At 60.5% G+C, this 21,027-nt stretch carries 19 protein-coding genes; 8 read left to right on the top strand and 11 right to left on the bottom strand.

Going from position 1 to position 21,027, the window contains the following annotated elements:
• Nucleotides 1–38: 38 nt before the first annotated feature.
• Together nrdB and yfaE are read left to right on the top strand one after the other, a co-directional pair.
• Nucleotides 39–1,169 (top strand): class Ia ribonucleoside-diphosphate reductase subunit beta, encoded by a 1,131-nt coding sequence (gene nrdB / locus ACNQ0W_RS12765; protein ID WP_047053603.1) that lies wholly within the window; start codon nt 39–41, stop codon nt 1,167–1,169.
• Nucleotides 1,169–1,423 carry a class I ribonucleotide reductase maintenance protein YfaE gene (gene yfaE, locus ACNQ0W_RS12760; protein ID WP_003859419.1) on the top strand — a complete coding sequence of 85 codons (255 nt, stop codon included), beginning with the start codon at nt 1,169–1,171 and terminating at the stop codon, nt 1,421–1,423. The genes nrdB and yfaE overlap by 1 nt, the downstream gene beginning before the upstream one ends.
• Before the next feature lie 103 nt (nt 1,424–1,526).
• On the opposite strand, the gene glpQ is transcribed toward yfaE, so the two are convergent.
• A complete protein-coding gene (glpQ, locus tag ACNQ0W_RS12755; protein ID WP_062932744.1) occupies nt 1,527–2,585 on the bottom strand; it encodes a glycerophosphodiester phosphodiesterase in 1,059 nt (352 codons plus the stop codon).
• A gap of 11 nt (nt 2,586–2,596) precedes the next feature.
• On the bottom strand, nt 2,597–3,949 hold the full coding sequence (gene glpT, locus ACNQ0W_RS12750) for a glycerol-3-phosphate transporter (protein ID WP_003859423.1): 1,353 nt from the start codon (nt 3,947–3,949) through the stop codon (nt 2,597–2,599).
• A gap of 250 nt (nt 3,950–4,199) precedes the next feature.
• Between glpT and glpA the strand changes: the two genes are divergently transcribed.
• Genes glpA through glpC form a run of 3 tightly spaced genes read left to right on the top strand, consistent with a single transcriptional unit; the run spans nt 4,200 to nt 8,222 of the window.
• Entirely contained in the window at nt 4,200–5,828 is a 1,629-nt protein-coding gene (gene glpA, locus ACNQ0W_RS12745; RefSeq protein WP_048973467.1) for an anaerobic glycerol-3-phosphate dehydrogenase subunit A, read from the top strand.
• On the top strand, nt 5,818–7,035 hold the full coding sequence (gene glpB, locus ACNQ0W_RS12740; protein WP_062932743.1) for a glycerol-3-phosphate dehydrogenase subunit GlpB: 1,218 nt from the start codon (nt 5,818–5,820) through the stop codon (nt 7,033–7,035). Before glpA ends, glpB begins: the two co-directional genes overlap by 11 nt.
• Nucleotides 7,032–8,222, top strand: coding sequence for an anaerobic glycerol-3-phosphate dehydrogenase subunit GlpC (gene glpC / locus ACNQ0W_RS12735; protein ID WP_062932742.1), 1,191 nt, complete (start codon nt 7,032–7,034; stop codon nt 8,220–8,222). The genes glpB and glpC overlap by 4 nt, the downstream gene beginning before the upstream one ends.
• A gap of 31 nt (nt 8,223–8,253) precedes the next feature.
• On the opposite strand, the gene ACNQ0W_RS12730 is transcribed toward glpC, so the two are convergent.
• From ACNQ0W_RS12730 to tctD, 4 genes are all read right to left on the bottom strand, one after another.
• Nucleotides 8,254–9,453 carry a nicotinamide mononucleotide deamidase-related protein YfaY gene (locus ACNQ0W_RS12730; RefSeq protein ID WP_062932741.1) on the bottom strand — a complete coding sequence of 400 codons (1,200 nt, stop codon included), beginning with the start codon at nt 9,451–9,453 and terminating at the stop codon, nt 8,254–8,256.
• Nucleotides 9,454–9,547: 94 nt separating this feature from the next.
• Nucleotides 9,548–10,090, bottom strand: a complete 543-nt coding sequence (locus ACNQ0W_RS12725) for a YfaZ family outer membrane protein (protein WP_003859436.1) — start codon at nt 10,088–10,090, stop codon at nt 9,548–9,550.
• 129 nt (nt 10,091–10,219) lie between these two features.
• Complete coding sequence (locus ACNQ0W_RS12720; protein WP_062932740.1) at nt 10,220–11,629, bottom strand: sensor histidine kinase; 1,410 nt, start codon at nt 11,627–11,629, stop codon at nt 10,220–10,222.
• The gene (gene tctD / locus ACNQ0W_RS12715) at nt 11,616–12,290 is read right to left on the bottom strand and encodes a transcriptional regulator TctD (RefSeq protein ID WP_017693014.1); all 675 of its coding nucleotides are present in this window, start codon (nt 12,288–12,290) and stop codon (nt 11,616–11,618) included. The genes ACNQ0W_RS12720 and tctD overlap by 14 nt, the downstream gene beginning before the upstream one ends.
• Before the next feature lie 152 nt (nt 12,291–12,442).
• On the opposite strand from tctD, the gene ACNQ0W_RS12710 reads away from it, so the two are divergent.
• The 3 genes from ACNQ0W_RS12710 to ACNQ0W_RS12700 are packed head-to-tail and all read left to right on the top strand — an operon-like array spanning nt 12,443 to nt 15,392.
• Nucleotides 12,443–13,423 carry a Bug family tripartite tricarboxylate transporter substrate binding protein gene (locus tag ACNQ0W_RS12710; protein WP_006811363.1) on the top strand — a complete coding sequence of 327 codons (981 nt, stop codon included), beginning with the start codon at nt 12,443–12,445 and terminating at the stop codon, nt 13,421–13,423.
• Between the two features lie 11 nt (nt 13,424–13,434).
• Nucleotides 13,435–13,866 carry a tripartite tricarboxylate transporter TctB family protein gene (locus tag ACNQ0W_RS12705; protein ID WP_003859443.1) on the top strand — a complete coding sequence of 144 codons (432 nt, stop codon included), beginning with the start codon at nt 13,435–13,437 and terminating at the stop codon, nt 13,864–13,866.
• A gap of 11 nt (nt 13,867–13,877) precedes the next feature.
• Nucleotides 13,878–15,392 carry a tripartite tricarboxylate transporter permease gene (locus ACNQ0W_RS12700; protein WP_062932739.1) on the top strand — a complete coding sequence of 505 codons (1,515 nt, stop codon included), beginning with the start codon at nt 13,878–13,880 and terminating at the stop codon, nt 15,390–15,392.
• On the opposite strand, the gene menE is transcribed toward ACNQ0W_RS12700, so the two are convergent.
• From menE to menD, 5 genes are read right to left on the bottom strand one after another with little or no spacing between them, the layout of a single operon-like run.
• Entirely contained in the window at nt 15,393–16,754 is a 1,362-nt protein-coding gene (gene menE / locus ACNQ0W_RS12695) for an o-succinylbenzoate--CoA ligase (RefSeq protein ID WP_062932738.1), read from the bottom strand.
• A complete protein-coding gene (menC, locus tag ACNQ0W_RS12690; RefSeq protein WP_062932737.1) occupies nt 16,751–17,716 on the bottom strand; it encodes an o-succinylbenzoate synthase in 966 nt (321 codons plus the stop codon). Before menC ends, menE begins: the two co-directional genes overlap by 4 nt.
• Nucleotides 17,716–18,573: a 1,4-dihydroxy-2-naphthoyl-CoA synthase gene (gene menB / locus ACNQ0W_RS12685; protein ID WP_045614643.1), complete on the bottom strand. Its 858-nt coding sequence runs from the start codon at nt 18,571–18,573 to the stop codon at nt 17,716–17,718. Before menB ends, menC begins: the two co-directional genes overlap by 1 nt.
• Nucleotides 18,570–19,346, bottom strand: coding sequence for a 2-succinyl-6-hydroxy-2,4-cyclohexadiene-1-carboxylate synthase (menH, locus tag ACNQ0W_RS12680; protein WP_062932736.1), 777 nt, complete (start codon nt 19,344–19,346; stop codon nt 18,570–18,572). Before menH ends, menB begins: the two co-directional genes overlap by 4 nt.
• Nucleotides 19,343–21,013, bottom strand: coding sequence for a 2-succinyl-5-enolpyruvyl-6-hydroxy-3-cyclohexene-1-carboxylic-acid synthase (gene menD, locus ACNQ0W_RS12675; protein WP_062932735.1), 1,671 nt, complete (start codon nt 21,011–21,013; stop codon nt 19,343–19,345). Before menD ends, menH begins: the two co-directional genes overlap by 4 nt.
• Nucleotides 21,014–21,027: the final 14 nt, after the last annotated feature.

Below are 21,027 nucleotides of genomic sequence, written 5' to 3'. Positions count from 1 at the left end.
CCGGGGTGAGGGGAAATAACACCACAGGACTCACCGCAATGGCATATACCACTTTTTCACAGACGAAAAACGACCAGCTCAAAGAGCCGATGTTCTTCGGCCAGCCGGTCAACGTGGCACGCTACGATCAGCAAAAATATGACATCTTCGAAAAGCTGATTGAAAAGCAACTCTCCTTCTTCTGGCGTCCGGAAGAAGTTGACGTTTCCCGCGACCGTATCGATTTCCAGGCGCTGCCGGAACACGAAAAGCACATCTTCCTCAGCAACCTGAAGTACCAGACGCTGCTGGACTCCATTCAGGGCCGTAGCCCGAACGTGGCGCTGCTGCCGCTGATCTCCATTCCTGAGCTGGAAACATGGGTAGAAACCTGGGCGTTCTCCGAGACGATCCACTCCCGCTCTTACACCCACATCATCCGCAACATCGTAAACGATCCGGCGGTGGTGTTTGACGATATCGTCACCAACGAACAGATCCAGAAGCGCGCCGAAGGCATTGCGCACTACTACGACGAGCTGATCGAGATGACCAGCTACTGGCATCTGCTGGGCGAAGGCACGCACAACGTGAACGGTAAAACCGTCACCGTAAACCTGCGGACCCTGAAAAAACAGCTGTACCTGTGCCTGATGAGCGTCAACGCGCTGGAAGCAATCCGCTTCTACGTAAGCTTCGCCTGCTCCTTCGCTTTTGCCGAGCGCAAGCTGATGGAAGGTAACGCCAAAATTATCCGTCTGATCGCCCGTGACGAAGCCCTGCACCTGACCGGCACCCAGCACATGCTGAACCTGCTGCGCAGCGGCGCGGACGACCCGGAAATGGCTGCGATTGCCGAAGAGTGCAAACAGGAGTGCTACGACCTGTTCGTACAGGCCGCCCAGCAGGAGAAAGAGTGGGCAGACTACCTGTTCCGCGACGGCTCCATGATTGGCCTGAACAAAGACATTCTGTGCCAGTACGTGGAGTACATCACTAACATCCGCATGCAGGCTGTGGGTCTCGATCTGCCATTCCAGACGCGCTCTAACCCAATTCCGTGGATCAACACCTGGCTGGTGTCCGATAACGTGCAGGTTGCGCCGCAGGAAGTGGAAGTGAGTTCTTATCTGGTCGGTCAGATTGATTCTGAAGTCAACACCGACGACCTGAGCGATTTCCAGCTCTGATGAGCCGCGTAACGCTGAGCCTTTCTGGTACAGAGGTGCTGTGCCAGGAAGAGCACCCTTCTCTGCTGGTGGCGCTTGAAGCGCATCAGGTTGAAGTAGAGTACCAGTGTCGTGAAGGCTATTGCGGCTCCTGCCGCTGCCGTCTGGTCGCAGGCCAGGTAGACTGGCTGACCGAACCGCTGGCCTTTATCAGCGAAGGGGAAATTTTGCCCTGCTGCTGCCGGGCAAAAGGCGATATTGAGATCGAGATGTGATTGCCCTTGTTCCCTCTCCCTGTGGGAGAGGGTTAGGGTGAGGGCATCAGGCCGCAGAGCCTGATTGTCGGGTGGCGGCTTCGCCTTACCCGACCTACCAAACCTATTTCCGGTGAATGAATTCGACCGCTTTATCCGGGAAATCCGTAAACAACCCGTCCACATCCGCCTGGTTATACAGCACGTCGTAAAGCTGATTCACGTCCGTCGCATACGCCGGCAGCTGGTCTGCGCGTACGGTATACGGATGCACCTGCATCTTGCTCGCATGCGCCTCTTTCACCATCGCCGTCAGCTTCACGTGACCCGGCGTTGAGCCTTCCGCCACCAGCATGTGGTAATCCGGCCCGATGCCGTCGGCGTACTGCGCAATCTGCTTCATCGCGCCCGGCTTAAACATCCAGTCGTAGCTGTAGTTCACCCACTTCCCGTCCGGCTGTTTTTCCTGGGTTTCATTCCAGTCGGTATACGCAATCAGCTGCACCAGATTGAGATCCATCCCCATCTTCGGCTCCAGCTCGGTTTTGATGCGCTTCAGTTCCGCCGCATCGAAACATTGCAGGAAAACCTTATCCTGCTTGCTGGTGTAGCCGTACTTTTTCAGTACCTCCAGCGTCCTGGCGGCAATGTCCTTCCCTTCCTGATGGTGGAACCACGGCGCTTTGATTTCCGGGTAGATACCGATATTTTTGCCCGTCGAGTGGTTCAGCCCCTGAACAAACTCGATCTCCTCTTCGAAGGTGTGAATACGGAAGTCAGACTTGCCCATCGGGAAACGTCCCGGATAGACCTGTACCTTCTTACCGTTTTCAATCTCGAAGCCCTCGGTAAACTTCAGCGAGCGGATCTCCGCCAGCGTGAAGTCGATGGCGTAGTAGCGACCATCTTTACGGGCGCGATCCGGGAAACGCTCCGCCACGTCCGTGACGCGGTCAAGATAGTGGTCATGCAGAACGACCAGCTGGTCGTCCTTCGTCATCACCAGATCCTGCTCCAGATAATCCGCGCCCTGGGCATAGGCCATCGCTTTTGCTGGCAGCGTATGCTCCGGCAGATAACCGCTGGCGCCACGGTGGGCGATAACGATCTTATCCGCCGCCAGCGCGGAGCCTGTCATCAGGCCCGCCAGCAGCAGGCCTGTCGCTAACTGAGTTAATTTCATCGCAATGCTCCTTATTGACGACGCGCCAGCACTTCGGCGTGGTGACGTTTTTCACCAATCATCACAACAACCAGCAGCAGAACAGCCAGCACGCTGCCGCCAATCATCACCATAAAGCCGCCGTCCCAGCCGAAGAAGTCGACGGTGTAACCGACGATGGCGCTTGCCGCCACTGAACCGCCGAGGTAGCCAAACAGACCGGTAAAGCCTGCCGCCGTGCCTGCCGCTTTCTTCGGCGCCAGCTCCAGCGCGTGCAGGCCAATCAGCATAACCGGACCATAAATCAGGAAGCCGATGACGATCATACAGGCCATATCCACGCCCGGATTACCCGGCGGGTTAAGCCAGTAAACGACCGTCGCGATGGTGACCAGCGTCATAAAGAACACGCCCGTCGCCCCACGGTTGCCCTTAAACACTTTGTCCGACATCCAGCCGCAGATCAGCGTGCCGGGAATGCCCGCGTATTCGTACAGGAAATAGGCCCAGGAGGATTTATCCAGCGCGAAGTGCTTCACCTCTTTCAGGTAAGTCGGGGACCAGTCGAGAATGCCGTAACGCAGCAGGTAGACAAATACGTTCGCCACTGCGATGTACCACAGCAGCTTGTTTGGCAGCACGTACTTCATGAAGATCTGCTTTGCCGTCAGCTCTTCTTCGTGCTTCTCGCTGTAATCATCCGGGTAGTCGTTTTTGTACTCTTCGATCGGCGGCAGGCCGCAGGACTGCGGCGTGTCGCGCATCAGGGCAAAGGCGATAATCGCCACCAGAATGGCGCCAAAGGCTGGCATATAGAGCGCCGCGTGCCAGTCGTTGAACCAGGCCATCCCCAGCAGGAACAGCAGCGGCGGAAGCCCGCCCCCGACGTTATGCGCGCAGTTCCAGACCGATACAATGCCGCCACGCTCTTTCTGTGACCACCAGTGAACCATGGTGCGTCCGCATGGCGGCCACCCCATCCCCTGGAACCAGCCGCAGAGGAACAGCAGCACGAACATGATGGCAATGCTGGAGGTAGCCCACGGCACAAAGCCCATGAACAGCATCACCGCTGCCGCGAGGATCAGACCGGCGGGCAGGAACACGCGCGGATTCGAACGATCCGACACCGACCCCATAATGAACTTCGAAAAACCGTACGCGATGGAGATCCCCGACAGCGCAAATCCCAGATCGCCGCGAGAGAAGCCCTGCTCCACCAGGTACGGCATGGCGAGCGCAAAGTTTTTACGTACCAGATAGTACGCCGCATACCCGAAGAAGATCCCGAGGAAGATTTGCCAACGCAGACGGCGGTAGAGAGGATCAATCTCTGCCTCTGGCAGTCGCGCCCGATGTGGCGCAGGTTTAAAGATACTGAGCATAACAGCCTCCGTGGCCTTTCAAAAAATGACCGGGCATCTCGCGCCCGGCTACAGAGGCGGCGATGTTAAGAAATCACGGTGAATGTTACTGTGAATCAACGCACAGATTGTTACAGAAATATGACAGAATGCGCAAAAAAGCGCATGAAATCACGTTTCACTTTCGAATTTCGCGCGTTTATGTTCGAAATCAAACAAGCCACACGATCAATGTGGCTAAATGCTAAAAAACGAACATAGAGGAAAGGCAATGACAATTCACGATCCACGCTTCAGCGATGTGATTATCATTGGCGGTGGCGCGACGGGTGCCGGCATCGCACGCGACTGCGCCCTGCGGGGATTGAGCGTCACGCTTCTGGAACGCCACGATATCGCCACCGGCGCGACGGGACGTAATCACGGTCTGTTGCACAGCGGCGCCCGCTATGCGGTCACCGACGCTGAGTCAGCGCGCGAGTGTATCGCTGAAAACCAGATCCTCAGGCGCATCGCCCGCCACTGCGTTGAACCGACCAACGGTCTTTTTATCACCCTTCCAGAAGATGACCTCGGCTTTCAGCAAACCTTTATCACCGCCTGCACGGCGGCAGGCATTCAGGCCGAGGCGATCGATCCTGCGCAGGCGCGCCGTCTTGAACCCTCGGTAAACCCGGCGTTACTGGGCGCGGTAAAAGTACCGGACGGAACCGTTGATCCTTTCCGCCTGACCGCCGCCAATATGCTCGACGCGCGGGAACATGGCGCCCAGATCCTGACCGGGCATCACGTCACCGGGCTTATTCGTGAAGGTAATACCGTGCGCGGAGTGCGCATGTTTGATGCGCAGTACAACGAACACCGCGAGCTGTATGCCGCCGTCGTGGTCAACGCGGCGGGGATCTGGGGCCAGCGCATCGCGGAATACGCGGACCTGTCGGTGCGCATGTTCCCGGCGAAAGGCTCGCTGCTGATCCTCGACCACCGCATCAATAACCATGTCATCAACCGCTGCCGTAAACCGTCTGACGCCGATATCCTCGTGCCGGGGGACACCATTTCGTTAATCGGCACGACCTCAATGCATGTGGACTACAGCGAAATTGATTACAACCGCGTCACCGCTGAAGAGGTGGATATCCTGCTGCGCGAAGGGGAAAAGCTGGCCCCGGTGATGGCGCAGACGCGTATTCTGCGTGCCTACGCGGGCGTGCGTCCCCTCGTCGCCAGCGATAACGATCCGAGCGGGCGTAACGTCAGCCGCGGCATCGTGCTGCTCGATCACGCCGAACGCGACGGCATGGACGGGTTTATCACCATTACCGGCGGCAAGCTGATGACCTATCGGCTGATGGCCCAGTGGGCCACCGATGCCATCTGCCGTAAGCTCGGCAACACCGCACCGTGCGTGACGGCGGAACAGGCTCTGCCCGGCTCGCAGCAATCGACAGAAAAAACGCTGCACAAAATCATTTCACTCCCTGCCCCGCTTCGCGGTTCAGCGATTTACCGCCACGGCGACCGCACCCCAACCTGGCTCGGTGAAGGGCGACTCAGCCGCAGCCTGGTGTGCGAATGCGAAGCCGTGACCGCAGGCGAGGTGCAGTATGCCGTGGAAAACCTGACGGTGAACAACCTGCTCGATTTACGCCGCCGCACGCGCGTCGGGATGGGCACCTGTCAGGGGGAACTGTGCGCCTGCCGTGCCGCCGGGCTGCTGCAACGTTTTCACGCCACCACCTCAACCCAGTCGCTTGCCCAGCTCAGCGATTTTTTAAACGAGCGCTGGAAGGGCATTCAGCCCGTCGCCTGGGGCGATGCCCTGCGCGAAAGCGAGTTTACCCGCTGGGTCTATCAGGGGCTTTGCGGTCTGGAGAAGGAGCACAACCATGAAATTTGATACCGTGATTGTCGGCGGCGGGCTGGCGGGCCTGCTGTGCGGCCTCAAACTGACGCAGCGGGGTCTGCGCTGCGCCATTGTCACTCGCGGTCAGAGTGCCCTGCACTTCTCCTCCGGCTCGCTGGATTTACTGGGCGCACTATCGTTCGCCGATCTGCCGCCTGAACATCCCTACCGCCTGACGGGCGCAGAGAATATGGCCCGCTTTGCCTGCGAAACAGAACACCTGCTCACCGTCTGCGACGCACGCATGCAGGGTGACGCCGAGCAAAATCATCAGCGCGTCACGCCGCTCGGCACCCTGCGCGCCGCCTGGCTTAGCCCGGAAGAGGTGCCTGTCGCCCCCATCGCTGCCGAGCGCGTGCGGGTGGTGGGGATCAGCGGTTTCCTCGATTTCCAGCCGCATCTGGCCGCCGCGTCTCTCAGACAGCAGGGTGTTCAGGTGGATACGGCGGAGATTGATCTCCCCGAACTCGACGTGCTGCGCGAAAACCCCAGCGAGTTTCGTGCGGTGAACATTGCCCGCCTGCTGGATAATGAAAGTTACTGGCCGCAGCTGTACGCGGCGCTTCAACCGCTCGGCGAGACCTGCGACGCCCTGTTTATGCCCGCCTGTTTTGGCTTAACGGACAACCGGCTCTGGCGCTGGCTCTCGGCGCGCCTGCCCTGTACGCTCGGTTTACTGCCGACGCTCCCCCCTTCCGTGCCCGGCATTCGTCTGCACACCCAGCTTCAGCGTCAGTTTGTTGCCCAGGGTGGCGTCTGGATGGCAGGCGACGAGGTGAAAAAAATCACCCTGGCTGAGGGCGCGGCAAGCGAAATCTGGACCCGCAACCACGGCGACATCCCGCTTCGCGCACGCTTTACGGTGCTGGCAAGCGGCAGTTTCTTCAGTAATGGTCTGCTGAGCAGCCGGGATGGCGTGCGTGAGGCGATCCTCGGCCTGGACGTCCGGCAAAGCACTTCCCGCGCGGACTGGTATCAAAGCGATTTCTTCACCCCGCAGCCCTGGCAGCAGTTCGGCGTGATCGTCGACAGCCAGCTGCGCCCGCGGCTGGGCGGGGAACCGGTTGACAATCTTTACGCCATCGGCTCGGTTCTGGGCGGGTACGATCCCGTGGCGCAGGGCTGCGGTGGCGGCGTCTGCGCCGTCACCGCGCTGTATGTCGCGGAGCAGATTATCCAGCGCAGGGAGGGAGCACAATGAACGACACCCGATTTGAAAGCTGTATCAAATGCACGGTCTGCACCACGGTTTGCCCGGTCAGCGGCGTGGATCCGCGCTATCCCGGCCCGAAACAGGCCGGTCCCGACGGGGAGCGTCTGCGCCTGAAGGATGGCGCGCTCTACGACGAGGCGCTGAAATACTGTATCAACTGTAAACGCTGCGAAGTTGCCTGCCCGTCGGACGTAAGAATAGGCGATATCATCCAGCGCGCCCGCGCCCGCTACAGTACGCAAAAACCGACGCTGCGTGACGCGATACTGAGCCACACCGATCTGATGGGCAGCCTCTCGACGCCTTTCGCGCCGGTCGTTAATGCCGCCACCGCCCTGAAACCGGTGCGCAGGCTGCTGGATGCGACGCTCAAAATCGACCATCACCGCAGCCTGCCGAAATATTCTCACGGCACCTTCCGCCGCTGGTATAAATCCGTGGCGGCAGAACAGGCGCAGTTCTCTGAGCAGGTCGCCTTCTTCCACGGCTGCTACGTGAACTACAACCATCCGCAGCTGGGAAAAGACCTGCTGAAAGTGCTGAACGCCATGGGAACGGGCGTTCAGCTGCTGAGCAAAGAAAAGTGCTGCGGCGTTCCGCTGATTGCCAACGGCTTCATCGACAAAGCGCGCAAGCAGGCGAGCCGCAACGTCACCGCTTTACGTGAGGCGATCGTCGACAAAGGGATACCGGTACTGGCGACGTCGTCAACCTGTACCTTCACGCTGCGCGATGAATATCCGCATCTGCTGGATGTGGATAACACCGGCCTGCGCGAGCACATTGAGCTGGCGACCCGTTTTCTCTGGCGCAAACTGGACAGCGGTCAGACGTTACCGCTGGGCAAATTGCCGCTGAAGGTGGTGTATCACACGCCATGTCATATGGAGAAGATGGGCTGGTCGATCTATACGCTTGAGCTGCTGCGGCTGATCCCGGGGCTGGAGCTGACGGTGCTGGACTCACGCTGCTGCGGCATCGCTGGCACCTACGGCTTCAAGCGTGAAAACTACCCAACCTCACAGGCCATTGGCGCGCCGCTGTTCCGGCAGATTGAAGAGAGCGGCGCAGATATCGTGGTGACGGACTGCGAAACCTGCAAGTGGCAGATCGAGATGTCCACCAGCAAACGCTGTGAACATCCCATTACCTTGCTGGCAAAAGCGCTGGCGTAACCGTTGCCGGGGACTCTGCCCCGGCACACTCTCACTCTACGAACAGCGATTCCACGACGTTGATCCAGCCGTGCTCGCTGGCGACCTCTTTCCCGTTCAGCCAGCGGCGCAGCATGTTCAGCGCCATCATCGCGCACACCTCCTGACGCACGGCCAGGCTGTGGCGGGTAATGCTCATCCTGACCCGCAGGGCGTGCGTCCCTTCCGGCGTTGCCAGGGCAAAGTTGAGATGTTCCTCATCCAGCCCGCCCACAAACAGCGCCAGCCCGGCGAAATGCTTCACTCTGCGCTCGGATGCCCAGCGCGCGGTCTGCGCCAGCGTCTCCTGCTGGAACGGCACCACTTCACTGGCCAGCAGCGGCGCACCCGCCCGGGTAAGCTGAAGCGCCAGAAGCCCACCGGTAAACTGCTCGCTTAACGTCACGCTCAGCTGGCGGGACTGCAAATGCGCTGCGATCTGCGCCGGCAGCCCTTCCGTTCCTTCGAAAATCAGGCTTTCCCCGGCGACGCGCCGCACTTCCGGCCACAGTGCCAGCATGGCGGATTTCTCTGACGCCGGTCCGGTCAGCTTCAGTTCAATAATCGGCATGGAGGAGCGATAGCCCATCGACACCCCGGGAGGCAGTTGCAGGTGATCGAGGCTCTGGGCAAGATCGCTTTCCGAGCGACCAAAGGTGGTCAGACGCAGGCACAGCGGCGGTTCAGGCAGCGTAAAGCGCGCGCGCAGGCGCGGCAGGATCTGCTGCTCGACCATCACTTTAAATTCCGACGGCACGCCCGGGGTGAAGAACATCAGGCAGCGGTTCAGCTGAACGGCAAACCCGCAGGCGGTGCCGACCGGGTTATCAATCAGTTCCGCGCTGGCGGGAATTTCAGCCTGCTTGCGGTTGCTGGGGGCCATCACGCGGCCACGCCCGGAGAAAAAGCGCTCCATCTGCGCCAGCCACGCCTCGTGCAGGACCAGGCCTTCGCCTTTGGCCGTGGCAGCGGCCAGCGCGCTGAGATCGTCGCTGGTGGGTCCCAGCCCGCCGTTCACAATCAGCACGTCGCAGCGTTCGCTGCGCTCGCGAAGAACGTTGACCAGTGACTCAAGATTGTCACCTACGGTGTTGCGGCGCGTTAACGGTAATCCTTGCTCAAAGAAGAGATCGGCGAGCCAGGCGGCATTGGTATCAATGATTTGCCCATGCAGCACTTCGTCGCCAGTGGATAACATTTCCACGTTTATCATTGTGTTCTCCCATTTCAATGGTCAAAACACTATAGCGCAATCGAAGACCGGGGGAAGAGAGAAACTGGCGCGACTGAACGCCGCGCCGAGAGGATTAGAAACCGGCGCTAACGCCAACGTACGGGCCGTCTGCCAGGGCGTTGTCGCGGTTGCCGTCTTTACCGGCCAGGTTCAGATAGCGATAACCCGCTTCGATGGTGATCGGACGCATGATGGTCCAGCGCGCGCCAGCGTTAGCTTCCTGATAGCTGTCGATACCGCTGGAAAGGGAATCCGGAGAGTAGTAGTACTCACCGAACAGGCCAAAGCTGTCGCCAATTTTCCACTGCAAGCCGCCGCCCACTGCCGCCGCATAGCCTTCGTCGCCGTCGTTCGGGTTGGTGTAAATGCCTTTACCGCCGACGGTCGCCAGGAAGGGACCCAACGGCACGTTGAAGCCGAGACCCAGACTTGCCGCATCACCATCGTCGTCGTTATGCGTCCAGCCGCCGGTCATTGCCAGGCCTGCGCTATCCGTGCCAAGACCAAAGCCCAGATGGGTATAATCTTGTCCCGCCGAGCCGTTGAAGGAGATTGCGTTTGCCGCTGCTGAAACAAACATCAGGCCGCTTAAGCCCATTAATGCCACTTTTTTCATTGTCGTGATCCCGCACAATTTATTCAGAGATGTCCAAAAACCGCGAGATTTTAACCTGACTGCCTGTGTGATCAATGGACTCCGCGTGCGGCGGGCAATTAGTTTGTAACGATTTGATAATATCGGCATTTATACCAGCATCAGAAAGCGCATTTTCACGCTCAGCCCACCCAGATTTTCACTGGGCATCAGCTGAAGATGGCTGCGGTGCAGGCGGGCAATATCGTTGGCCAGCGCCAGGCCAATGCCGGACCCGGCGGCATCGCCCACGTTATCCAGCCGATGAAACGGCAGCATGGCCTGGGAGATCTGGTCTTCAGCGATGCCCGGTCCGCTGTCCTCCACGCTCAGCTCAACGGCATCGTTAGCCGTGCGCAGGTACACCGTCACGACGCCCTGCTCCGGCGTGTATTTGATCGCGTTCTCCAGCAGGTTGGCGCAAAGTTCGCCCAGCAGCACGTCATCCCCCTCAATCATTACCGGCTGCTGTACGCCGTCATAACCGAGATCGATACCCTTGCTGCGCGCCTGCGCCAGCCGGGAAAAGCAGCAGTTTTGCACCACCTGCACCAGATCGACAGGGGCAAACTGTCGCTCCCCCTGCTCTTTTCGCTTCACCGCCGAAAGCTGCAACAGCCTTTCCGTCAGCACGATGGTGTTATCCAGCGTGACGTTCATCGCCCGTAAGCTCTCCTGCCACAGCGCCGGATCGTTACGCGTCAGGGCAACCGATACCTGGGTTTTAAGCACCGCCAGCGGCGTTTTGAGCTGGTGTGAGGCGTCGGCATTAAAGCGCGCCTGCCGCGAAAGTACGCCGCGCAACCTGTCGATATAGCGGTTAAATGCCACAATCAGCAGCCGCGTTTCCGACCAGGGCAGCAGCTCCGGCAGCGGGGCCAGCAGCCCGGGCTCACGGCGCACCATCAGCGAAGAGAGCTGCCGCATCGGGCGCAGCACGCGACGCAGCAGCCAGGCGGTCAGGACCAGCGTCAGCAGCACCAGCAGCCCCTGCGACACGAGCGAGGAAAACAGCAGCTGAGTGGCCAGATAGCGCCGCGACTGCAACGTTTCGGCGACATAGATTTCCGCCATGCCGAACACACTGTCCTCGTTAACCGGCTGGAGCAGCTTCGCCACGCGGATCGCCTGCCCGCGATACTCGGTATGATAAAACCACGCCAGCGCCGGATAGTGGGAGGTGCGCGACGTGGAGGGAGGCATATTCGGCAGATCGTCATAGCCGGAGATCGTCCGCCCGTCAGGGTCCACGACCTTGTAATAGAGGCGATCGTTCATGTTCAGCTCGAAGCTGTCGAGCACGACCCAGGGCACGTTCACCTGGAGCTTGCCGTTGTGCACCACCAGCCGCTCTGACACCGTGCGCGCCGAGGATAACAGCGTGCGGTCATAGGCCTGCGTCGCCGCCTGTAGCGCGCTAACGTAGCTGTTAAAGGCTGACAGCCCCCATAACAGTAGCAGCGGCAAACCCAGAAAAAGCAAAAGTTGCAGGTAAAGCGACTGCGGCTTAACCCACCTCATCGCCGCACTCCAGCACGTAGCCCAGCCCCCGGAGGGTGGTGATCCGCACGCCGCTGCCGGTCAGCTTCTTACGCAGGCGGTGAATGTAGAGATCGATGCTCTCGGGGCTGACGTCGTCGTTCAGGCTGAACACCTGGTCGAAAAGCTGTTGCCGGGAGACGGGACGGGTCCGGCGGTGCATCAGCACCTTCAGCAAAGAGAGTTCCCGCGGCGTAAGGGAGAGGGGTTCATCGCGCAGCAGAAAAAAGCCTTCATCATCGTACTCCAGCTCTCCCAGCCGCTGGCGCTCCTGGGTTCGTCCTTCGCTGCGGCGCAGCAGCGCGCGCAGACGGGCATCAAGTTCCTCCAGCTCGAACGGTTTCGGCAGGTAGTCATCCGCCCCGGCATTCAGCCCCTTCACCCTGTCAGCCACGTTGCTGCGGGCGGTAAGAAACAGCACCGGCAGCGTCTGTCCGCGCTTTCTCAGCCGATGCACCACCTCCAGCCCGTCGAAGCCGGGCATACCGATATCAAGGATCGCGACGGCATAGTTTTCCCCCTGCAAAAGGTGATCGGCCGCCCGCCCATCGTTGACGCAATCCACGGCAAATCCGTTTTGTACCAGCGCTTTTTCCAGCCAGTGAGCCAGCTCACGATTATCTTCCGCGAGTAAGAGACGCATATCACATCCTGTAAAGTTGGTGTCGCAGTGAAAGGGAAATGAAAGGTTATTGTTTTAACAATCACGCAACGGAACCGCTACAAGGTGGTTCACATAATCAGAAAAAAGACACCCGTACCCGTACTCCCGGTTCACCGGCGTGAGGATAAACGATGAAAAAACAATTACTTTCTACCCTTGCTGCAAGCGTATTGCTGTTGAGTGCCTCTGTCGTCCAGGCGCAGGACGCGCCGTCCCGTACCGAATGTATCGCCCCGGCCAAACCCGGCGGCGGCTTCGACCTGACCTGTAAGCTGATTCAGGTCAGCCTGCTGGAGACGAAGGCAATTGAAAAACCGATGCGCGTCACCTACATGCCCGGCGGCGTGGGCGCGGTAGCCTATAACGCCATTGTCGCGCAGCGCCCTGCCGAAGCGGGCACCGTGGTGGCCTTCTCCGGCGGTTCGCTGCTGAACCTGTCGCAGGGGAAATTTGGTCGTTATGACGTGAATGACGTGCGCTGGCTCGCCACCGTAGGCACCGATTACGGCATGATCGCCGTGCGCGCGGACTCCCCGTGGAAATCCCTGAAAGATCTGCTGACCGCCATGGAAAAAGATCCGAACAGCGTGGTCATTGGCGCGGGCGCCTCTATCGGCAGCCAGGACTGGATGAAAGCCGCGCTGCTGGCGCAGCAGGCCAAAGTGGATCCGCACAAGATGCGTTACGTGGCCTTTGAAGGCGGCGGCGAGCCGGTGACGGCGCTGATGGGCAATCACGTCCAGGCGGTATCGGGCGATCTCAGCGAAATGGTGCCCTACCTGAGCGGGGATAAGATCCGCGTGCTGGCGGTCTTCTCGGAAAACCGTCTGCCGGGCCAGCTGGCAGACGTCCCAACCGCTAAAGAGCAGGGTTATAACCTGGTCTGGCCGATCATCCGCGGCTTCTTCGTCGGGCCAAAAGTGACCGACGCCGAGTACCAGTGGTGGGTGGATACCTTCGCAAAACTTCAGCAAACCGAGGAGTTCAAAAAACAGCGCGATCTGCGCGGGCTGTTTGAGTTCAACCTGAACGGCAAGCAGCTGGACGAGTATGTCAAAAAACAGGTGAATGACTACCGCGAACAGGCGAAAGCCTTTGGTCTGGCGAAATAACCGGAGGCGCTATGAGCGATCGCATTTTTGCCGGGATATGGCTGCTGCTCTGCATTGGCGGCATGTTCGTCGCCTGGCAGATCCACAGCGAATACAGCTATGAACCCGTGGGGCCACGCCCCTTCCCCGTCGGCATTGTCGGCCTGATGCTGCTCTGCTCGGTGGCGCTGCTGCTGCGCCATCCGGATACCGTGGAGTGGCCGCCACGCCGTACGCTGCAACGTCTGCTGGTAATGGTAATTGTCCTGCTGATGTACGCATGGGGCTTTGAGTGGCTCGGCTTCCCGATTGCCACCGCCCTGCTGACGATGGTGATTGGCATACTGTTTAACGCCTCGCTGCCTGCGGCGGGGATCTCCGGGGTCGTACTGGGCATTTTACTCTGGTACGCCTTCGACCGCCTGCTGGACGTGACCCTGCCGCTCGGCGCATGGTTTAACTAACGGAGCACGCTATGGATACCTGGATCTATCTCTCTCAGGGGTTCGCGGTAGCGATGACCCCGGAAAACCTGGTGATCGCCCTGATCGGCTGTTTCGTCGGGACCATCGTCGGCCTGCTGCCGGGGCTTGGGCCTATCAACGGGGTGGCGATTTTACTGCCGCTGGCCTTTGCGCTGCACCTGCCTGCGGAATCGGCGCTGATCCTGCTGGCGACGGTTTATATCGGCTGCGAATACGGGGGGCGTATTTCCTCGATACTGCTTAACGTGCCCGGCGATGCCGCCGCTATCATGACCGCGCTGGATGGCTACCCGATGGCGCAGCAGGGGCGCGGCGGCGTGGCGCTCTCTATTTCTGCCGTCAGCTCGTTCTTTGGCTCCCTGATCGCCATTGGCGGCATCATCCTCTTCGCCCCGGCGCTGGCCCAGTGGTCGCTGGCGTTTGGTCCGGCCGAGTATTTTGCCCTGATGGTGTTCGCCATCGCCTGTCTCGGCAGCATGATGGCGCAGAATCCGCTGAAGTCGTTTTTGTCCGCGCTGATTGGCTTAGGGTTAGCCACCGTCGGCGTGGATGCCAACACCGGGGTTTATCGTTTTACCTTCGACAGCGTTCACCTCTCCGACGGCGTGCAGTTTATCGTCGTGGTGATTGGTCTGTTCTCTGTCTCAGAAATCTTACTGATGCTGGAGCATACCAGCAGCGGGCAGACGCTGGTGCGTAAAACCGGACGTATGCTCTTTAATGCCAAAGAGGGGGCGCAGTGTATTGGCGCCACCCTGCGTTCGTCGGTGATCGGTTTCTTCGTCGGCATTTTGCCCGGCGCGGGGGCGACTATCGCCAGCGCCATCACCTACATGACCGAGAAAAAGCTGAGCGGTAACAGCGACAGCTTCGGCAAAGGCGATATCCGCGGCGTGGCGGCGCCGGAGGCGGCGAATAACGCCTCGGCCTGCGGCTCGTTTATCCCGATGCTGACCCTCGGCGTGCCGGGCTCCGGCACCACGGCGGTAATGATGGGCGCACTGACGCTCTATAACATCACCCCGGGTCCGGCGATGTTTACCGAGCAGCCCGATATCGTCTGGGGTTTGATTGCCGCCTTGCTGATCGCCAACGTGATGTTGCTGGTAATGAACATCCCGCTGATCGGCCTGTTCACCCGCATGCTGACCATTCCCCTGTGGTTCCTGGTCCCGGCCATCGCCGCCGTCTCTGCGGTTGGGGTGTACGCGGTGCACAGCACCACCTTCGACCTGGTGTTGATGGTGCTGCTCGGCGTGCTGGGCTACATTCTGCGCAAGATGCACTTCCCGATGTCGCCGCTGATTTTAGGGTTTGTGCTGGGGGAAATGCTGGAGCAGAACCTGCGCCGCGCCCTCTCCATCAGCAACGGCAACATGGGGATCCTGTGGGAGAGCAGCGTGACGAAGATCCTGCTGGCAATGGCGATTATGGTGATTGTCGTGCCGCCGGTGCTGCGCTGGGTCCGCCGACGCCAGCACAAACCGCAGCCGGATATCGGCTGATTAGCCCCTCAACAGGGCATTGACCCACTGCTTTAACGCCTGGCGGGAGATTTTAATCCCGCCATTTTTCAGTTCTGACGGCAGCGCCAGCCAGTGTACCGGCTGCTCAAAGCGCGCCAGCCTGCCCTGAACCCACTCCGGCAACAGCGTGATATCCGTGCCCGGGTCGCATTCCACTACCGCCACCGGACGTTGCCCGTACTCGGCATCATCCAGCGGAACGACAAATGCCTGGCTTACCTGCGGATGCGTGGCGATAACGCGCTCCAGCGCTTCCGGCTGGATCCCTTCTCCGCCGCTGAAAAAGAGATTGTCCATTCGGCCCAGAATGGTCAGGCGTCCGTCATGCCACTCGCCGCGATCGCGGGTGGCAAACCAGCCCTGCTCATTGACCAGCGGCAATAATGCGCCGTCTCGCCAGTAGCCCGCCGCCATGCTTTCCGCCCGGAGCCAGACTTCACCGTTCACCACCTGAACGTCTCTGCCCGGCAGCGCGCTGCCCACGTCCGGCGCGCCGTCGGCCTCTTTGGCGCAGACGGTGGAGGCGAACTCGGTCAGACCGTAGCCGCAGAACGTACGGATCCCCTGCTCGCGCGCCTGTTCGGTCAGCGCAACGGGGATTTCCGCCCCGCCGAGCAGCACGGCTTTCAGCGCGACGGGATGGTGTGAATTAAGCAGCCGCCACAGCTGCGTTGGCACCAGCGAGGCGTGGGTACAACCCTGTAGTGCCTGCTCCAGCGGCTGTTTTTCACGCACGGTGAGACGGCCTCCGCCCTGCAACCAGCGCCACAAAATCCCCTGACCGGAGACGTGAAACAGCGGCAGAGAGAGCAGCCAGTCGTCGCTATCGCCGTAAGGCATCAGCGCCAGCACCCCTTTTGCGCTGGCAAGGTGGGCGGCACAGGTGTGCACCGCCGCTTTCGGCAAGCCGGTGGAGCCAGAGGTGAGCGTCATTGAAGCCAGCCGTTCTGCCCGCCACGTCACGCCGCCCTGCCCCTCGCGCTCTCTTAATGCCAGCGCGGGCAGACCGTCATACTCACCGTTAAGCACCAGCGCAAAACGCAGGGTCATCTGCGGCAGGAGGACGTCCAGCAGCGGACGGGGAAGCTGAGGGTTCACCGGTAAAATGCGGGCGCCGCACTGAAGCAGCGCCAGCCAGGCCAGCAGGGTCTGCGGATGGTTGTGGGCGAGCAGCATGACGCCGTCACCGTCCGTAACGCCCTGAGACTGAAAACCGGCTGCGAGACGATCGATACGCTCGCCCAGCTGAGACCAGCTGAGCGTTACATCGTCTAAACGCAGCGCGGGTTTATCGGCACGCCGGGTGCGCCAGTGCCGCCACGGCCAGTCGGTAAAACTCATCGCAGTGGCTCCAGCGCCCCGACGTCGAGGCACGGCAAGGTGCTGCCAGGCCACTGGCGAATCAGCTGGGCCTGCATCAGGTTTAGCGTATCGAGACCGGGAACGGTGTCCGGCGTTAACCATGCAGCAATGCGCGCCAGCTGCGTCAGGCCGAGGCTGGATTCGATGGATGAACTGATCACCGCAGTCAGCCCTGCGGCATGGGCCGCCGCAACCTGCTCGCGCACCTTGTCGAGGCTGCCGGTCAGCGTTGGCTTAATCACCACGGCCCTGACGCCCGGCTCGGCGGCAAACGCGAAATCGGCTTCGCGCAGGCTCTCATCCCAGGCGATGGCAATGCCGGTTTCCCGGGCGAAGGCGCGCGAGTCGTCGCGCGTTTTGCACGGCTCTTCAAGAAACACGATGCGGTTGCGGTACGCCGGGTTGACGTATTTCGCAAACTGCTGCGCCCTGAGCGGTGTCCATGCGCGGTTGGCGTCGAGGCGCAGGTGCAGATCGGGAATGGCTTCCAGTAACAGGTTGACCACCATTCCGTCGCGCACCGCTTCGTACAGGCCGACCTTTATTTTCGCCACCTTCTCGCCAGGCATCCCGGAGAGTAACGCGAAAATTTCATCCGGATCGCCGGTACAGAGCGGCGCGGCGCGATAGTTCGCCGCGTCCGGCAAACTGCCGTCCAGCTCTGCCAGCGCACAGCTGATGCCGAACGCGGCGGAAGGAACGTCCGGCAGCGCCGGATTTGCTCCCTCACGCCATTCATGCGCCCAGGCCATCAGCGCAGCCTGCGCCTCGTCCAGCGTTTCCAGGCTAAAGCCCGGAAGCGGGGCGATTTCGCCCCACCCTTCCCGCTCGCCCTGCCGGAGATGCACGAAAAAGCCGTCACGGGTTTTTAACCGCCGTTCACGCAGCACCACGCCCGCGTCCATCGGTATCTGCCAGCGGTAAACCTGCGCGCAACGCATTACGGGTTCCGTTTGTATTTGCTGAAGTCTGGCTGGCGTTTTTCGTTGAACGCGTTGCGCCCTTCCTGACCCTCTTCAGTCATATAGAACAGCATGGTGGCGTTACCTGCCAGCTCCTGAAGGCCCGCCTGACCGTCACAGTCGGCGTTGAGGGCCGCTTTCAGGCAGCGCAGCGCCATTGGGCTGTTTTGCAGCATTTCGCGACACCAGCGCACGGTCTCTTTTTCCAGATCGGCGATCGGCACCACGGTGTTAACCAGCCCCATGTCGAGCGCTTCCTGGGCGTTGTACTGACGGCACAGGAACCAGATTTCGCGGGCTTTTTTCTGACCGACAATGCGCGCCATATAGGACGCGCCCCAGCCGCCATCGAAGGAGCCGACTTTCGGGCCAGTCTGACCGAAAATGGCATTTTCCGCCGCGATCGTCAGGTCACACATCATGTGCAGTACGTGACCGCCGCCGATGGAATACCCTGCCACCATCGCGACCACCGGTTTTGGACAGGTGCGGATCTGGCGCTGGAAATCCAGCACGTTCAGGTGGTGCGTGCCCGCATCATCCTGGTATCCGCCGTAGTCACCGCGGACTTTCTGATCGCCGCCGGAGCAGAAGGCTTTTTCCCCTTCCCCGGTGAGGATGATGACGCCGATATTGTCGTCGTAGCGGGCATCCGCCAGCGCCTGGATCATCTCTTTTACGGTCAGCGGACGAAACGCGTTGCGCACCTGTGGACGGTTGATGGTGATTTTGGCGATACCATCGGCGGATTTGTGGTAACGAATGTCGGTGTAGCCTTCGGAGCAGTCCTGCCATTCAACCGGCGCGTAAAGCATGTGTTCATCAGGATAGATCATAGCGTGTCCTTTGTTCGATAACGCAGTATCTGAGCCAGACTCGCGGCAACCGCGTCCGGGTTGTCCCGGTGGGCGTTGTGTCCGGCGTGAGGGATAGCATGACGCGTGGCGTTAAGTTCAGCGGCGATGGCTGCAAACTTCCCGTCACGTTCGCCATAGAGATAGTCAAAAGAAAAATCAGGCGCGGTGAGCGCGGGACGTAAATCAGGCTGAACGGCAAGCGAGGTGGCTTCCAGCATCTCTGCCAGCCTCGGGCCGTTGTTCCGGCTGCGCAGCGCGATCAGCGCCTTGCGCTGATCATCCGTAAGGGAGGCAAAGACCGGCTGTTGATACCAGTCGGCAAAGACGTCCTCCAGCGGCTCACTGCGAAACCGTGATGCCCAATGACGGTCAGAGGTCAGCCGGGCCTGGCGCGCATCGGCGTCTTGCAGGCCCGGGTGTCCCCCTTCCACAATCACCCCGTCTAACCCCGCAGGATGCTGGCAGGCATGGAACATCGCAATGCGGCCGCCGAGGGAGTACCCCACTAGCCAGTATTTTAGTATGTTGTAACTAACAAGGGTATGCGAGAGCAATTCACTTACCTCTGCAAACCCCGTCACGTCCGTATCCGCTGAACCACCGTGCCCGGGCAGGTCAAGGTAGAGCCGGGGGTAGTCATGCAGCGACGCCCCGACAGCCTGCCACTCGCGACAGTCGCCGGAAAAACCGTGCAGGAAAACCAGCCAGGGGTAGCCTGGTTTTCCTGGCTGGGAGACGCCTGCGAGGATCACAGGTGACTCACCTGGGCCAGCAGATGTTGCAGCTTCTGCGCGCCGTCAGCATCGTTTACCACCAGCTCAATCAGCGTCGCGCCAGGCTGCCGCCAGGCGGTGATCAGCGCCGTCTCCAGCGCGTCCCAGTTTTCCGGGCGATGGTACTTCAGGCTGAACATGGCGGCGGCGTGTTCGAACTGCACGTTTTGCGGCATCAGATAGAAGCGCTCACGTTCGCTTTGCGGCGTCGGCAGCAACGAGAAAATCTGCCCGCCGTTATTGTTCACAACTATCAGCACGAACGGGGCCGACGCCTGACGCAGGAGCGCCAGCGCGTTGAGATCGTAGAGGGCTGAGAGATCCCCCACAATCGCCAGCGTGGATTTCGCGCTGGCCCGCTGTACGCCAGCGGCGGTGGAGATCAGGCCGTCAATGCCGCTCGCGCCCCGGTTGCTGTACACCGGATATCCCGCCGGCAGCTGCGAAAAGGCGTCAATCAGGCGCACCACCAGGCTGTTACCGACAAAAAGTTGTCCCTGCTCGGGAAGATATTTGCGGATACGGTGCGCCAGCCCGGCTTCACTGAACGCCTCGCACTGGGCTTTGGTGAGTTCCCACGCCTGACGTGACAGCGCCGGGATCTCCGCCGCCCAGGGTTTGCGTTTTTCCGCCGGATGCAATTCCAGCCAGCTGTCAATGTTGCTCACCAGGCGGCGGCCGCGATGGTGCGCCGGGTCAAGGCGTCCTTCGAGCGGGTCCACCAGCCAGTACTCTTCTGGCGTACAGGTGGCCTGCCACTGGAGCAGACGCTTCCCCGTCAGGCTCGATCCCAGCTGGACGACAATCTGCGCCTGCGCCAGCTCGGTAACCGCTTTCGCGTTCCCCAGCCAGAGGTCGGCGCAGGGCAGCGGCTGGCCCGTCTGGGAAAGCACGTCACCAATCAGCGGCCAGCCAAGCGTTTGTGCCCACTCCGCCGCCAGCTTGCCTTCCGCCGCACTCATTCGCCCGGCAATCACCACGCCGCGCTTCTGGCGCCAGAAGAACCAGTCGCGCTGTTTTGCGCTTTCCAGATGCGTCTGCTCGCGCAGCCAGGGTTTTTCGCTTTCCCACCAGTCTCCCAGCTGCTGTTGCCAGGCGAGGCCGGTATCGTTCATTTCACCATACAGCGGCTCGGCAAACGGGCAGTTAATGTGCAGCCCGCCGCTGCGCAGTGCGTTCATGGCGTGGTCGAGGGTTGAGACCAGCCAGCTGGCGGGAATATCCTGGGTGGGGCGCGGCAACGAGACCGTCTGTGAAGGATGCGAGGCAAAAATGCCAGGCTGACGAATCGCCTGGTTAGCGCCGCAGTCAATAAGTTCCGGGGGACGGTCGGCAGTGAGTAAAATCAGCTTTTCGCCGGTTAATCCCGCTTCAATCAGCGCCGGATAGAGGTTCGCCACCGCCGTGCCGGAGGTGACTATCACCGCCACGGGCGCTTTGCTGACTTTCGCCAGCCCGAGCGCCAGATGGCCCAGACCCCGCTCATCAAAATGGGTGTGGTGAATAAAAGCCCGGTTTTCCGCGGCAGCAAGGGTGAGCGGCGTGGAGCGAGAGCCCGGGGCAATACACACATGCCTGACACCATGACGGGTCAGGGCTTCAAGGATCACCGCCGCCCAGCGTCGGTTAAAAGAACTTACTGACATGAGATTGTCCAGTA

The sequence above is a fragment of the Enterobacter cloacae complex sp. 6730903 genome (assembly GCF_048283985.1).
GTDB lineage: Bacteria > Pseudomonadota > Gammaproteobacteria > Enterobacterales > Enterobacteriaceae > Enterobacter > Enterobacter hormaechei_C.
The sequence above is the reverse complement of the archived record's forward strand: the minus strand, read 5'-3'. Positions and strand labels throughout refer to the sequence as shown.

What these genes read in the sequence shown, in the direction of transcription:
- nrdB (WP_047053603.1), top strand. Translation starts at nt 39, where the DNA reads ATGGCATATACCACTTTTTCACAGACGAAAAACGACCAGCTCAAAGAG.
- yfaE (WP_003859419.1), top strand. Translation starts at nt 1,169, where the DNA reads ATGAGCCGCGTAACGCTGAGCCTTTCTGGTACAGAGGTGCTGTGCCAG.
- glpQ (WP_062932744.1), bottom strand. Translation starts at nt 2,585, where the DNA reads ATGAAATTAACTCAGTTAGCGACAGGCCTGCTGCTGGCGGGCCTGATG.
- glpT (WP_003859423.1), bottom strand. Translation starts at nt 3,949, where the DNA reads ATGCTCAGTATCTTTAAACCTGCGCCACATCGGGCGCGACTGCCAGAG.
- glpA (WP_048973467.1), top strand. Translation starts at nt 4,200, where the DNA reads ATGACAATTCACGATCCACGCTTCAGCGATGTGATTATCATTGGCGGT.
- glpB (WP_062932743.1), top strand. Translation starts at nt 5,818, where the DNA reads ATGAAATTTGATACCGTGATTGTCGGCGGCGGGCTGGCGGGCCTGCTG.
- glpC (WP_062932742.1), top strand. Translation starts at nt 7,032, where the DNA reads ATGAACGACACCCGATTTGAAAGCTGTATCAAATGCACGGTCTGCACC.
- ACNQ0W_RS12730 (WP_062932741.1), bottom strand. Translation starts at nt 9,453, where the DNA reads ATGATAAACGTGGAAATGTTATCCACTGGCGACGAAGTGCTGCATGGG.
- ACNQ0W_RS12725 (WP_003859436.1), bottom strand. Translation starts at nt 10,090, where the DNA reads ATGAAAAAAGTGGCATTAATGGGCTTAAGCGGCCTGATGTTTGTTTCA.
- ACNQ0W_RS12720 (WP_062932740.1), bottom strand. Translation starts at nt 11,629, where the DNA reads ATGAGGTGGGTTAAGCCGCAGTCGCTTTACCTGCAACTTTTGCTTTTT.
- tctD (WP_017693014.1), bottom strand. Translation starts at nt 12,290, where the DNA reads ATGCGTCTCTTACTCGCGGAAGATAATCGTGAGCTGGCTCACTGGCTG.
- ACNQ0W_RS12710 (WP_006811363.1), top strand. Translation starts at nt 12,443, where the DNA reads ATGAAAAAACAATTACTTTCTACCCTTGCTGCAAGCGTATTGCTGTTG.
- ACNQ0W_RS12705 (WP_003859443.1), top strand. Translation starts at nt 13,435, where the DNA reads ATGAGCGATCGCATTTTTGCCGGGATATGGCTGCTGCTCTGCATTGGC.
- ACNQ0W_RS12700 (WP_062932739.1), top strand. Translation starts at nt 13,878, where the DNA reads ATGGATACCTGGATCTATCTCTCTCAGGGGTTCGCGGTAGCGATGACC.
- menE (WP_062932738.1), bottom strand. Translation starts at nt 16,754, where the DNA reads ATGAGTTTTACCGACTGGCCGTGGCGGCACTGGCGCACCCGGCGTGCC.
- menC (WP_062932737.1), bottom strand. Translation starts at nt 17,716, where the DNA reads ATGCGTTGCGCGCAGGTTTACCGCTGGCAGATACCGATGGACGCGGGC.
- menB (WP_045614643.1), bottom strand. Translation starts at nt 18,573, where the DNA reads ATGATCTATCCTGATGAACACATGCTTTACGCGCCGGTTGAATGGCAG.
- menD (WP_062932735.1), bottom strand. Translation starts at nt 21,013, where the DNA reads ATGTCAGTAAGTTCTTTTAACCGACGCTGGGCGGCGGTGATCCTTGAA.